Origin of the sequence: Leclercia sp. UBA1284 (genome assembly GCF_002308415.1) — a bacterium.
Taxonomy (GTDB): Bacteria; Pseudomonadota; Gammaproteobacteria; order Enterobacterales; family Enterobacteriaceae; genus Enterobacter; species Enterobacter pneumoniae.
Genome location: NZ_DBUS01000006.1, coordinates 665,388 through 677,599, shown reverse-complemented (window position 1 = coordinate 677,599; position 12,212 = coordinate 665,388). Strand labels below are relative to the sequence as shown.

The 12,212-nt window shown below is 54.9% G+C and carries 9 protein-coding genes and 1 pseudogene; 1 reads left to right on the top strand and 9 read right to left on the bottom strand.

Translation table 11 applies throughout. From position 1 onward, the window contains the following. The first annotated feature begins 8 nt into the window (after positions 1-8). On the top strand, positions 9-749 hold the full coding sequence (pflA, locus tag B3511_RS06420; RefSeq protein ID WP_040076337.1) for a pyruvate formate lyase 1-activating protein: 741 nt from the start codon (positions 9-11) through the stop codon (positions 747-749). Between the two features lie 35 nt (positions 750-784). On the opposite strand, the gene B3511_RS06415 is transcribed toward pflA, so the two are convergent. From B3511_RS06415 to ftsK, 9 genes and pseudogenes are all read right to left on the bottom strand, one after another. Then, positions 785-1,291 carry an anti-virulence regulator CigR family protein gene (locus B3511_RS06415; RefSeq protein ID WP_286777786.1) on the bottom strand — a complete coding sequence of 169 codons (507 nt, stop codon included), beginning with the start codon at positions 1,289-1,291 and terminating at the stop codon, positions 785-787. A gap of 123 nt (positions 1,292-1,414) precedes the next feature. Next, positions 1,415-2,563, bottom strand: a complete 1,149-nt coding sequence (locus B3511_RS06410) for an MFS transporter (protein ID WP_046887192.1) — start codon at positions 2,561-2,563, stop codon at positions 1,415-1,417. A 274-nt stretch (positions 2,564-2,837) separates the two neighbouring features. Next, positions 2,838-3,701, bottom strand: coding sequence for a dimethyl sulfoxide reductase anchor subunit family protein (locus B3511_RS06405; protein WP_212477498.1), 864 nt, complete (start codon positions 3,699-3,701; stop codon positions 2,838-2,840). 1 nt (position 3,702) lies between these two features. Beyond that, on the bottom strand, positions 3,703-4,320 hold the full coding sequence (locus B3511_RS06400; protein ID WP_040075798.1) for a DMSO/selenate family reductase complex B subunit: 618 nt from the start codon (positions 4,318-4,320) through the stop codon (positions 3,703-3,705). Positions 4,321-4,330: 10 nt separating this feature from the next. Next, entirely contained in the window at positions 4,331-6,775 is a 2,445-nt protein-coding gene (gene dmsA, locus B3511_RS06395; RefSeq protein WP_286777785.1) for a dimethylsulfoxide reductase subunit A, read from the bottom strand. 210 nt (positions 6,776-6,985) lie between these two features. Then, positions 6,986-8,278 (bottom strand): serine--tRNA ligase, encoded by a 1,293-nt coding sequence (serS, locus tag B3511_RS06390; RefSeq protein WP_040076342.1) that lies wholly within the window; start codon positions 8,276-8,278, stop codon positions 6,986-6,988. A 172-nt stretch (positions 8,279-8,450) separates the two neighbouring features. Further along, positions 8,451-9,794 carry a replication-associated recombination protein RarA gene (gene rarA, locus B3511_RS06385; protein WP_286777784.1) on the bottom strand — a complete coding sequence of 448 codons (1,344 nt, stop codon included), beginning with the start codon at positions 9,792-9,794 and terminating at the stop codon, positions 8,451-8,453. A 9-nt stretch (positions 9,795-9,803) separates the two neighbouring features. Further along, a complete protein-coding gene (lolA, locus tag B3511_RS06380; protein WP_040076344.1) occupies positions 9,804-10,418 on the bottom strand; it encodes an outer membrane lipoprotein chaperone LolA in 615 nt (204 codons plus the stop codon). 132 nt (positions 10,419-10,550) lie between these two features. Further along, positions 10,551-12,212 (bottom strand): annotated as a pseudogene (ftsK, locus tag B3511_RS06375) (DNA translocase FtsK); the annotation flags it as partial.

Below are 12,212 nucleotides of genomic sequence, written 5' to 3'. Positions count from 1 at the left end.
TCACCGCAATGTCAACTATTGGTCGCATTCACTCCTTTGAGTCCTGTGGCACCGTCGATGGCCCGGGCATCCGTTTTATCACCTTTTTCCAGGGCTGCCTGATGCGCTGCCTGTACTGCCATAACCGTGATACCTGGGATACGCACGGTGGTAAAGAAGTTACAGTCGAAGAGCTGATGAAAGAGGTGGTAACCTACCGCCACTTTATGAATGCTTCCGGCGGCGGCGTGACGGCATCAGGAGGTGAAGCCATCCTGCAGGCAGAGTTTGTCCGCGACTGGTTCCGGGCCTGCCACGAAGAAGGCATCCATACTTGCCTCGATACTAATGGCTTTGTGCGTCGTTACGATCCCGTCATTGATGAACTGCTGGAAGTGACCGACCTGGTGATGCTCGATCTCAAACAGATGAACGATGAGATACACCAGAACCTGGTTGGCGTGTCGAACCATCGTACCCTGGAGTTTGCGAAATACATCTCCGGCAAAGGCATCAAAACCTGGATCCGCTACGTCGTGGTGCCAGGCTGGTCAGACGATGACGATTCTGCCCATCGTCTGGGAGAATTTACCCGCGATATGGGTAATGTCGAAAAAATTGAGCTGCTGCCATACCACGAGTTGGGAAAACACAAATGGGTGGCAATGGGCGAAGAGTATAAGCTGGACGGCGTTAAGCCGCCGAAGAAAGAGACCATGGAACGCGTAAAAGGCATTCTTGAGCAGTACGGTCATAAGGTCATGTATTAACAAATACGCCCGGTATTCACCGGGCGTATTATTTATTAGTCAAAGACGCCATTAATAATGGTGGTCACAATCGCCGTACTCAGCGCAATTAAGACCAGATCCTTCCCGACCACGCGCCATTCATAGCCCGGATAAGAGGGTAATTGCCCCAGCATCGACGCCGGAACGGTTTTTTTCGCGATGCCCGGAGGCAAAGGTTTGCCGCGCGCAAGATTTTTCGCAATCCCCGGCGGCAGTGAATCATACCCCGTTAAGCCGTAATTCAACGCCAGGTGACGGGCATGATCGTAGCTGACGCGGGCATCGACATCATCCCTGACGCTTTTATTTGATTTGCCCTGGTTCTGATGACCGTTTTTTTGTTTATGGTCCGGGTTGCCAGCATTACCTTTATTGGCATTGCCATTGCCATGATTGCCGCTATTACCTTGCCCGTTACCGTGGCCATTCCCATTTCCTGGATTAGCCATCGCAGGTGCGGTTGCAAAGCTTAAGGACAACACTATCGCCAGCGTTGTAGTGGTAAAACGACGAGTAGACATGATTGCTGCCTTATTGTGGTAGTACTCGTGTGAATTATTACCTGGCGTAATAAACAAACAATGCGTAAAACTCTGATATGTGATGAGGACAAAAAAGCCTGTCATCGACAGGCTTTTATTTAATCAGGCATGTGCCACCGGGGTTGGATGCTTGCCCGCTTTGCGCAGCAACATTAACAGATAGATAAACGACACGCTGGCAATCATGATGAACAACAAATTGTCGGAATAGTTCTGCATCAGCATGGCGGTAAAGGTGGGCCCCAACAAACTGCCAATCGTGTAGCTCAGCAGCAGCGCCTGGTTCATTGCGACCAGCTGATGATGTTCTACTTTCTCGCAGGCCCAGGCCATCGCCACCGGATAGAGCGTAAAGCCCGCAGCACCTAAAATAAATAGCGCGGGCGCCATCGCCGCGTTGCTAAGCATCGCCAGACAACCCATGATCACCACGAAGACCTGTACGCGCAAAACCAGCAGGCGACCAAAACGGTCGGCAAGGCGGCCGACAGGCCACTGCCCGACGATGCCGGCACTGACCATCACCGCCATCCAGAAGCCAATTCCGGAATCGCTGACGCCCTGGTGATTCAGATAGAGCGGCATCAGGCCATAGAGTGAACCCAGTACAATGCCGGAAATAATACATCCATTAACGCCCAGACGCGCCTGGCGCAATCTCAGCATCGGCCAGACGTGCGTGGCTTCCTGATGTTCGCTATGTTGGTTCACAATACGCGTAAAGAGCAGAGGCAGGATCGCCGCCAGCACCATGCCGGTGACCCACGGCAGCACGCTCATCAAGTCGGTCGGGAATTTGCTGACCATTAACTGTCCCAGCACGGTACCGATGTAGTAAACCATCATATAGGCAGCCAGCAGACGCCCACGGTTGCGGGAGGTTCCGCTACACATCAGCGCACTTTCCACGACCACCCAGATCATCGCGCAGCCCACGCCCGCAATAAAACGCCAGACCATCCAGCTCCAGAAGCCCACCATCAGCCCTAATCCGGCACATCCCACGGCAAATATCAGCGACGCCACATAATAGCTACGGTTAAAACCAAAACGTTTGATCAGGCTTCCCGTCATTAAGGTGCCAAGCAGGTTACCCGTAAAGAAAGACGAGCTAACCATACCCACCTGCCAGGTCGGTAAGTTTTCATGGGCGAGCCAAAGCGGGACGAGGGTATTTAACACCGCAATCGCCAGCGTCAACAAAAGAAGGCCGCAGAGCAGTAACAGCACTGGCCGGGTATAGGTGGACATGGATTAAAAACCGTGAGGAAGTATAGATTTCGTGCGCATCATGCCACTGGTAAAAACAAAGTCAATCCACTGGTCTCAGGGCCTCGCACGATTTGTTCCACGTCGATTGATAAAACTAATCCTGCTAAGCAATGTGGCGCACTCAGCAGAATTCATCCCACTGTTTTTATTGATTTAATGTTTATTGCAAGCGAAACGCTCAGTTGAAAAATTTCATGAAGAAAAAAGAGAAAGCCGGGCACGACGGCCCGGCTTGATATAACAAAAAAACGCGTTAACTTGCGACAGCCATACCCACCGTCATATGCAGACCATAAAAGACCCCACGGCCAATCATTTCACCAACCAACACCAGTATAAAAGCCAGTGAGAGAAGCGGCAGCGCAGGCTGATTCCCTTTCAGTTGGGGCACAATCCAACACACCAGCGCGGCGACCAGAATCACCACCCGCCAGGCCATCAGGGAACCGTATGCCGGTACCAGCGACGAGGCCTGCTGGATAGCGCTATGGATAGTCGCCAGCTCTGCCCCCTGCATCAGCGCCACCACCACGCTTACCGTCAATGCAATAAGCGTGATGACCGGCAGCAGACGCATTGCCCAGCCGTCAACATCCGCTATACGCAGTAACAGATAACCCAGCAGCGGCCCGCCAATAAACAGGGTCAGGAAGAAGCTCAGTGGCGTCCAGACGCTGTACCACGTCGGTACCGTATCGATGGTGTTATAGACCCGCACCATCATCCAGATGAAGATCACGCCGAGCACCATGGTGACGATCAACCACAGTGTACGCAGGCCCGCAGGCAGTTTTTTCACCATCGCCAGCAGCCAGCCAAGCCCGCCAACCGCAAAAAAGAGTGCGCCGCTGGCAATTTCGTTGCTGAGTGCCGAATCACCAATACGATTCAGGGAGTTGAATGCCCGCATCGGCGAACCCAGGTGCAAGGTAGAGGCGATAAAACCGATTCCCATTAGCACCCATAGCCCAAACATGGTGCCTATCAGCCGTTGCTGTTTATCTGCCCGCAACGACCCTTTTAACAGCGCCAATGAGAGGACAATAAAGCCGCCCACCACGCACTGCCCAAACACCGTGAAGATCATTAACGGCCATTCATGCCATCCGCTTCCCATCTCACACCTCCTTCGGATTGGCCAGATAGCCGGTGGTATCACCTGTCGGTCGGCTGTTGGCATTGGGTTTAATGACAATACTTGGTTTCGTAAAGTGCGCCGACGGCAGCGGCGCAACGGCTGCCAGCTTGCCGTGTTTCTGCCGCAGCTCGTCGATCGGGCCGAAGTCCAGTGCACGCAGTGGGCAGGACTCCACGCAGACCGGCTTTTTGCCCTCTGCCACGCGATCGTAACAGCCATCGCATTTGGTCATGTGGCCTTTGGCTGCGTTGTACTGTGGCGCGCCGTACGGGCAGGCCATATGGCAATAACGGCAGCCAATGCAGACTTCTTCGTTAACCACCACAAAGCCGTCTTCCCGCTTGTGCATGGCGCCGCTCGGGCAGACTTTGGTGCAGGCCGGGTCTTCGCAGTGGTTACAGGCAATCGACAGATAGTAGGCAAAGACGTTCTGCTGCCAGACGCCGTTATCCTCCTGCCAGTCGCCGCCTGCGTATTCGTAAATGCGGCGGAAGCTCACATCCGGGGTCAGATCTTTGTAATCTTTACAGGCCAGCTCGCAGGTTTTGCACCCGGTGCAGCGGCTGGAGTCAATATAAAATCCATACTGAGTGGTCATCGGCTACTCCTTATGCCTTCTCAACCTGGACCAGGTTACTGTGTGATGGGTTGCCCTTTGCCAACGGTGAAGGCCGCTGCGTCGTAAGCACATTGATGCAGCCCGCCTGATCGACGCGGTTAGCATCCGGGTTGTACCAGGCCCCCTCCCCTAACGCGACCACGCCAGGCAAGATGCGGGGCGTCACTTTGGCCTCGATATGTACTTCACCGCGACCGTTGTAGATGCGCACGCGATCGCCATTTTTTATGCCTCGCTTTTGCGCATCGAGCGGATTGATCCATATCTCCTGGCGGCAGGCCGCCTTCAATACATCGACATTGCCATAGGTTGAGTGAGTACGCGCTTTATAGTGGAAGCCGGTTAATTGCAGCGGATAATCCTTGCTCTGCGGGTCGTCATAGTTTTCAAAGCCCGGGCTATAAACCGGAAGCGGATCAATCACGTCGCCTTTTTCCAGCTCCCAGGTGGCCGCGATCTCAGCCAGCTGCGCGGAGTAGATCTCAATTTTGCCGGACGGCGTGGTCAGCGGATTGGCTACGGGGTCAGCGCGGAAGGCTTTATAAGCCACGTGGTGTCCTTGCGGATCGCGTTGTTTGAAGATGCCTTGCTTACGAAATTCGTCAAAAGGAAGCAGATCCGGGATCGCCTCGCGGGATTGCTCATAAAGATGTCGCATCCACCCTTCCTGAGTACGCCCCTCGGTGAACTGTTGCGCCACGCCCATGCGCTTCGCCAGCTCGGTGGTCATCTCATAGATGGTTTTGCATTCGAAGCGCGGCTTGATGGCCTGATCGGCAAAGATGACGTAGGCCATGTTGCCGCATGAGGCATCCAGTGCGAAATCCATCTGCTCAGATGCGGTGCAGTCCGGCAGCAGGATATCGGCATACTTCGCAGACGAGGTCATGTGGCAGTCAATGACCACAATCAGCTCGCATTTTTTGTCATCCTGGAGGATTTCGTGGGTGCGGTTGATCTGCGAGTGCTGGTTAATGAGGCAGTTGCCGGCATAGTTCCAGATCATTTTAATCGGCACATCCAGCTTATCTTTACCGCGTACGCCGTCGCGCGTGGCGGTCATTTCCGGGCCGCGCTCGATGGCATCGGTCCACATAAACATGGAGATACTGGTCTGCACCGGGTTTTCAAGGGTTGGCATTCGCTCAAACGGGAGGGAGTAAGAGCCTTCTCGCGCCCCGCTGTTGCCGCCATGGATCCCTACGTTACCGGTCAGGATCGCCAGCATGGCAATGGCACGGGAGACCAGCTCGCCGTTGGCATGGCGCTGCGGCCCCCACCCCTGTGAAATAAAGGCCGGTTTCGCCCCGGCGATTTCACGCGCCAGCTTGACGATCCGTTCTTGTGGAATGCCGGTAATCGCAGAGGCCCAGGCCGGCGTTTTGGCGATACCGTCATTGCCCTGGCCCAGAATCCAGGCTTTGTAATGACCATTAGCCGGTGCGCCTGCAGGCAGCGTGGTTTCATCGTATCCCACGCAATATTTGTCGAGGAAAGGCTGATCAACGAGGTTTTCCGTGATCATCACCCATGTCAGCGCCGAGATCAGCGCGGCATCGGTGCCTGGACGGATAGGGATCCACTCATCCTCACGCCCTGCGCCAGTATCGGTATAGCGCGGGTCAATGATGATCATCCGCGCACTGGATTTTTCGCGGGCCTGCTCTACATAGTAAGTGACCCCGCCGCCGCTCATGCGTGTTTCACCGGGGTTATTACCGAACAGCACGACCAACTGGCTATTTTCGATATCGGACGGGCTATTGCCGTCGGCCCAGCCGCCATAGGTATAGTTCAGACCAGCGGCAATCTGGGCGGTGGAGTAGTCACCATAGTGGTTCAGGTATCCGCCGCAGCAGTTCATCAGACGGGCAATAAGCGTCTTACCCGGCGGCCAGGAGCGCGTTAAGGTACCGCCTAACGTACCTGTTCCGTAATTCAGATAGATCGATTCGTTACCGTACTCTTTGATTAAGCGCTGCATATTGCCAGCGATGGTATCGAACGCCTCTTCCCAACTGATACGCTCAAATTTCCCTTCGCCACGTTTACCCACACGCTTCATCGGATACCTGAGACGGTCCGGGTTATAGACCCGACGACGCATTGAGCGGCCGCGCAGACAGGCGCGTACCTGATGCAGCCCTTCGTAATTATCATCGCCCGTATTGTCGGTCTCGACGTATTTGATCTCGCCATCAACAACGTGCATGCGCAGTGGACAGCGACTGCCGCAGTTAACGGTACATGCGCTCCAGACTACCTTTTCATTTACACCTGCGGGCGCCAGCGCATTCGCGGCTGATGCCAGACGGGTAAAAGGGAGTGTGATCGCGCTACTTGCCACAGCCAGACCGCCAACCGCCGTAGTTTTCATTAACCCACGACGACTGACTTCCGCTGTCAGCAAAGCCTCTGGCGCTTTGATTTTCATAGCTATTCGCTCTGGTTGCTCACAAAGAAAGAGAGTGCGGTAGTTACCGCTATATACTTATATAAATAACGAGATTAGCCCTTTAGCAGTATTTTGTGCTGGCAAATCTGCAGAGAAGTATTACTACTTTAGAGGGAGGGGTTATTGCGTCGAGTCAAAACAAAGGGATAAAAAAAGCGCCCGTAGGCGCTTTTTATGCTTGAAAGCAAATCAACCGATGAACTGCTGACCTTTCATATAAGGACGCAGCACTTCAGGGATTTCGATGCGGCCATCGGCCTGCTGGTAGTTTTCCAGCACTGCAACCAGCGTACGTCCCACAGCCAGACCAGAACCGTTCAGGGTGTGTACCAGACGGGTTTTCTTGTCAGACTTGCTGCGGCAGCGTGCCTGCATGCGGCGCGCCTGGAAATCCCAGACGTTGGAGCAGGATGAGATTTCGCGATAGGTATTTTGCGCCGGCACCCACACTTCGAGGTCGAAGGTTTTACACGCACCAAAGCCCATATCACCGGTACAGAGCGCCATACGACGGTACGGCAGGCCCAGCAGCTCCAGCACTTTTTCAGCGTGGCCGGTCATCTCTTCCAGCGCATCCATGGAGTTTTCAGGACGCACAATCTGCACCATCTCAACTTTGTCGAACTGGTGCATACGGATCAGACCGCGAGTATCACGACCGTAGGAGCCCGCTTCAGAACGGAAGCACGGTGAGTGAGCGGTCAGCTTAATCGGCAGATCGTCCTCATCGATGATTTCGTCGCGCACCAGGTTAGTCAGCGGCACTTCTGCGGTTGGGATCAGCGCGTAGTTGCTGCTATCAGCCTCTTCGTCCAGCGGACGGGTATGGAACAGATCGCCCGCAAACTTCGGCAGCTGACCTGTACCGTACAGCGTATCGTGGTTTACCAGATACGGAACGTAGGTTTCGCTATAGCCGTGCTGTTCTGTGTGCAGATCCAGCATGAACTGCGCCAGCGCGCGGTGCAGATGTGCTATCTGACCTTTCATCACCACAAAACGAGAACCGGTCAGCTTAACCGCAGCGGCAAAATCCAGCCCCGCGTGCATCTCGCCTAAGGTCACATGATCGCGAACCTCAAAGTCGAACTCGCGAGGCGTACCCCAGCGTTTCACTTCAACGTTGTCATTTTCGTCTTTGCCGACAGGGACGCTGTCGTCAGGAATGTTCGGGATAGCCAGGGCAATATCACGAATTTCGGTCTGAAGAACGTCCAGTTCAGCTTTCGCCTGATCCAGCTCTTCACCCAGTTTGTTCACTTCCAGGCGTAATGGCTCAATGTCCTCCCCGCGCGCTTTCGCCTGGCCGATGGATTTCGATCGAGAGTTGCGTTCAGCCTGCAGATTTTCAGTTTGTACCTGCAGAACTTTACGACGCTCTTCAAGAGCGCGCAGCTTATCTACATCCAGCTTAAAGCCCCGGCGTGCCAGTTTTTCAGCGACTGCGTCTGGCTCATTACGCAGCAGATTGGGATCGAGCATGCTTATCCTGTGCTTATCGAATTAAAAGAGGAAAAAGTAACCACAGCCTGCGGTCACAGTAATAGACCCTGGATAATTCAAGCTGCGCGAAGGCGGCAAGCAAGCGCAGCCAATGCACATGCAGCTTGAAGTCGAGCGGGTATACAGTGCCAACATTACCGCAACGATGGACCTAACGGTAGCGTTTTATAGGGCTATTTTGATCCTGTCCGGCCAGCCAGGCGAGCTTTTCGCCAATCTTGCCTTCAAGACCTCTGTTTGTGGGGTGATAATAGCGCGTTTGTGCCATTTCCTGCGGGAAGTACTCCTCACCGGCAGCGTATGCGTTGGGCTCATCATGGGCATAGCGATACGCCTGCCCGTAGCCCATCTCCTTCATCAACTTGGTTGGGGCGTTGCGTAAATGCACCGGGACATCGTAGTCTGGCCGTTCGCGAGCATCCGCCATCGCGGCTTTGAAGGCCGTATAAACAGCGTTACTTTTGGGGGCGCAAGCCAGATAGACAATGGCCTGCGCAATGGCGCGCTCGCCCTCTGCTGGCCCCACCCGCGTGAAGCAATCCCAGGCTGAGAGGGCCACCTGCATCGCACGCGGATCGGCGTTGCCTACATCTTCCGAGGCAATCGCCAGGCAGCGCCGCGCTACATACAGTGGGTCGCCGCCTGCGCTGATGATACGGGCATACCAGTAAAGCGCCGCATCCGGCGCGCTACCGCGCACCGATTTGTGCAGAGCGGAGATAAGGTCATAAAACCGATCGCCTTTGTTATCGAAGCGGGCACTGCGCTCTCCGGCAATCTCCGTCAATGATTCGGGCTTCAACACCCGCTTACTGGCCCCGTCCAGCTCGGCCATATCGGCCATCATTTCCAGGGTGTTCAGCGCCCGACGCGCATCGCCGTTCACCAGCTCGGCAATGGCACGACGCGTCTCATCGGGCAAAACGATATCCTGACCACCATAGCCCCGCGCTTTGTCCTCCATCGCCTGCGTCAGCACCTGCTCAATATCCTCGGTTGTAAGGGATTTAAGCAGATAGACGCGCGCGCGGGACAGCAGCGCCGAGTTCAATTCAAAAGAGGGGTTTTCGGTGGTCGCACCAATAAAGGTGATGGTGCCATCTTCGATATGCGGCAGAAAAGCATCTTGCTGGCTTTTGTTGAAGCGATGAACTTCATCAACAAAAAGAATGGTGCGACGCCCGGCGTTACGGTTCTGCCGCGCGCGTTCTATCGCTTCGCGGATCTCCTTAACGCCGGAGGTCACTGCAGAGATACGCTCGACATCTGCATTGGCATAGCGGGCAATGACTTCAGCGAGGGTCGTTTTCCCCGTACCCGGCGGCCCCCAAAGGATCATTGAATGCAGATGCCCGGCCTCAATCGCTCGTGGCAGCGGTTTACCCGCAGCCAGCAGATGTTGCTGGCCGATGTACTGCGCTAAATTTTCTGGCCGCATACGGGCGGCCAGAGGTTGAAACGCATTATCTGAAAAATCGAGCGACAGATTGCCCACTCACGCCTCTTACTTATTACGTTGGTCATCCACCGTTACGCCCTGCGGCGGGGTAAAGGTGAATTTTGATGCGTCTACAGCGCCATTTTGCTGGGATTTGAGCTGATAGCTGCTGCGCTGGTCGTCTTGCTCAACCGCACCAAATTGATTGATGGTGCCGTTGCTGCTCACGTTGATGGTGAACTGCTTCAGGTTGCCATTGTTCCCTTTTGGCGTCAGGACAAATTCATCACCATTCTGCTTAATGTTGTACTGCTGCCAGTCGCTGGACTGGTTACGCGCAATCAGCATGAAGGGCGTATTGCTGGTGGCATCTTTCAGCCAGGTCGCCGTGGCCTGCTCGACAAACGGGTTAAAGAACCACAAGGTTTTACCGTCGGAGACCAGGATGCTTTCATCCGGCTGGGTCATATGCCAGTTAAACAGGTTAGGACGTTTAACCCACAGGTCACCTTGACCTTCCTGTACCGCGTTCCCGCTACCGTCGGTGACTTTCTGCGTAAAGCTGGCATGGAAGCTGCTCACTTTATCCAGACGGCTTTTCAGGTCGCTGGCGGCATCAGCCCAGACGCTGCTGGTGACAAGGCTACTCAGTAATGCACAGGCGATTGCGATTTTTTTCATTGTTAGTCCTTCAAAAACGTCGTCCCGGAATGGGCGCTCTTTGTCCACTATTCTGGACCTGCCCGCAGGCAGGTGACAGAAGAAAATGCTTAAATTTAGCTGCTTTACGCATCTTTGCAATAAGCAGCCGCATTACTCAAAGGGAGGCGGCGCCAGCACTTCGCGGTTACCGTTATGCCCGGCTTCACTCACAATGCCCTGCGCTTCCATCTGCTCGATAATACGGGCTGCCCGGTTGTAGCCGATACGGAACTGACGCTGCACGCCCGAAATAGAGGCTTTACGCTTTTCGGTAACGAAGTTAACAGCCTGGTCAAACAGCTGATCCAGCTCTTCTCCACCATCGAAACCACCTGCACCACCGCCTTCGCTCTCGCTATCGGAGGTAATGCCATCCACATACTGCGGACGGCCACGCGCTTTCCAGTCCTGCACTACGGCATGCACTTCCTGGTCGCGGACAAAAGCACCATGAACACGGACCGGCGAGGTAGAGTTCGGGCCGGAGTAGAGCATATCGCCCATCCCCAGAAGCGACTCCGCGCCCCCCTGATCGAGGATGGTACGGGAGTCAATTTTACTCGACACGGTAAAGGCGATACGGGTCGGGATATTCGCTTTGATAAGACCCGTAATGACATCTACGGAAGGCCGCTGGGTCGCCAGGACGAGGTGGATACCGGCGGCACGCGCTTTTTGCGCCAGACGGGCAATCAGCTCTTCCACTTTCTTACCCACGGTCATCATCAGGTCGGCGAATTCATCCACCAGTACGACGATATAGGGCAGTTTTTCCAGTACCGGATGTTGCGCGTCCATGCTATCGCCCGGCTTCCAGTAAGGATCCGGAATCGGACGGCCCATCCGCGCTGCTTCAGCAATCTTCTCGTTATAACCCGCCAGATTACGCACGCCGAGCGCAGACATCAGCTTGTAGCGACGCTCCATCTCATTGACGCTCCAGCGCAGGGCGTTGGCCGCATCTTTCATGTCGGTGACCACTTCGGTCAGCAAATGCGGAATGCCTTCATAAACTGACAATTCAAGCATTTTAGGGTCAATCATGATAAAGCGGACATCTTCCGGCTGTGCCTTGTAGAGCATGCTCAGGATCATGGCGTTGACACCCACCGATTTACCGGAACCGGTGGTCCCCGCAACCAGCAGGTGAGGCATTTTCGCCAGATCGGCAACCACCGGATCGCCTGCGATATCTTTACCCAGTACCACCGTCAGTGGAGAGGGATTGTCACGGAACTTGGTGTTATCCAGCACTTCGCGCAGGTAAACGGTCTGACGCTTCTTGTTCGGCAGTTCCAGGCCGACATACGGCTTGCCAGGAATAACTTCCACCACACGCACCGCAACGGTCGACAGCGAGCGAGCCAGGTCACGGGACAGGTTAGAAATTCGGGCCGCTTTCACGCCTGGTGCCAGGTTGAGTTCAAAACGGGTAATGACCGGGCCAGGCGAGTAGTTCACGACATCGGCTTTGATGCGGAAATCGGCCAGACGCGCTTCAACCAGGCGAGCCATCTGCTCGAGAGCGAAGGTATCAACCGGCTCCACTTCAGACGGTGGCGGCGTTAACAGATCGAGCGACGGCAGCGGCGTGGTTGGACGCTGAACTGGACGGCTGTCACCATTACGCATTAATAAAGGATGGATCAGACTGTCTTGCGGCTGTTGTTGCGGTGCCACAGGCTGCTGTTGAGGCGCTGGCGCAAACTGCTGCGATGCCACAGGCTGCTGCTGAGGTGCTGGCGCATACTGTTGCGGTGCCACAGGCTGCTG

Bases quoted from the DNA above. Each gene is read 5' to 3' on its own strand.
- lolA (WP_040076344.1), bottom strand. From the start codon at position 10,418: ATGAAAAAAATCGCAATCGCCTGTGCATTACTGAGTAGCCTTGTCACC.
- B3511_RS06400 (WP_040075798.1), bottom strand. From the start codon at position 4,320: ATGACCACTCAGTATGGATTTTATATTGACTCCAGCCGCTGCACCGGG.
- B3511_RS06405 (WP_212477498.1), bottom strand. From the start codon at position 3,701: ATGGGAAGCGGATGGCATGAATGGCCGTTAATGATCTTCACGGTGTTT.
- dmsA (WP_286777785.1), bottom strand. From the start codon at position 6,775: ATGAAAATCAAAGCGCCAGAGGCTTTGCTGACAGCGGAAGTCAGTCGT.
- pflA (WP_040076337.1), top strand. From the start codon at position 9: ATGTCAACTATTGGTCGCATTCACTCCTTTGAGTCCTGTGGCACCGTC.
- serS (WP_040076342.1), bottom strand. From the start codon at position 8,278: ATGCTCGATCCCAATCTGCTGCGTAATGAGCCAGACGCAGTCGCTGAA.
- B3511_RS06410 (WP_046887192.1), bottom strand. From the start codon at position 2,563: ATGTCCACCTATACCCGGCCAGTGCTGTTACTGCTCTGCGGCCTTCTT.
- B3511_RS06415 (WP_286777786.1), bottom strand. From the start codon at position 1,291: ATGTCTACTCGTCGTTTTACCACTACAACGCTGGCGATAGTGTTGTCC.